The organism is Vibrio sp. Vb0937 (genome assembly GCF_033338855.1).
The window spans coordinates 1-1,171 of record NZ_JAWOTK010000335.1 but is presented as its reverse complement, the minus strand read 5'-3'; the positions used below and the strand labels follow the sequence as shown (position 1 = coordinate 1,171).

1 pseudogene is annotated in these 1,171 nt (G+C 46.5%); it reads right to left on the bottom strand.

The window, feature by feature from the left end:
- Positions 1–1,171, bottom strand: a pseudogene (gene vmeK, locus R7P67_RS25510) (multidrug efflux RND transporter permease subunit VmeK); the annotation flags it as partial.

Below are 1,171 nucleotides of genomic sequence, written 5' to 3'. Positions count from 1 at the left end.
GGTCTGGCTTAATTTGAGCAAAGTTGGTTATAGGCACTAAACCTGCAGCGGTTTTCACTCTTAGCTGATCGAATCGACCAATATCTCGCTTCTCTTGTGGGTAGCGCACCAAAATATCGACTTCTTCATCCGCATCGTCAGGTAAATAGTCCCCTATTTTCAGACCATTCGTGACAAATTGAACTGTATTTCCCACCAAAGTTGCATCGGCAGCAAAACGAGAAGCGTCGTCGCGTCGAATGTCAATTTGCCAGTCAATCCCCTCTTTATAGGTAGTATCACTCAAATTAGTCAGTGCTGGGTTGCTATCTGCCCAAAGCCTAACTAGCTTCGCGGCGTCATCTAGTTCGCCTATACTCCTACTTCGAGAAGAAACTTCAATCACCAAATCATGTTCAACCGGAGGGCCGGCATCCGGGAATTTGTACTCTAACTCAACGCCATAAAATTGGTCGGTGGTAGCTTTTAGCTCTTCAATGATCGTTTTGACTTTACGACGATATTGCCAATCCACAGGAGTTATTTGAATCTGACCGATTTCGTCACCATTATCGCTCGATCCAGTGCGAGTGTAGACACTTTCAAACTCATCATGACCCAGCATGACCTTTTCAATTTCTCGCATTACGATATCTTTCTCATTAATGGAAAGATCCCCGTAAGAGCGTACTTTTACGGTGAAAAATGGCGGGTCGACTTCAGGGAAAAACTCAGCTCCTAACCCCGCTTTACTGTAAGTAAATCCAACACCACCCGCCAGCAATACCGCGCTCAGCAGCACTTTCCAAGGATGTTGAATCGCCACAAACAAGGTTTTGTAATAAAGCTTGGTAATTCCTGTCGCTTTCTCAAAGTTTCCGTTGTGTAGCTCCACCATTTCTTGTTGGGCTTTAGGATTGATAACCTGAGGTTTACCAATAATGCCGCCAATAACAGGCACAAATAGCAAAGCCATCACCAATGACGCCGCTAACGTCGCGATTAGCGTTAACGGTAAGTACTTCATAAACTCACCGGTAATATCCGGCCAAAAAAGAAGCGGAGCAAATGCCGCCAACGTAGTCGCGGTAGAGGCGGTGATCGGCCATGCCATGCGTTTGGCTGCGTCTCGGTATGCCTCTTTACGCGGCGTGCCTTCTTGCATTCTCCGATCGGCAAACTCAGTGACGAC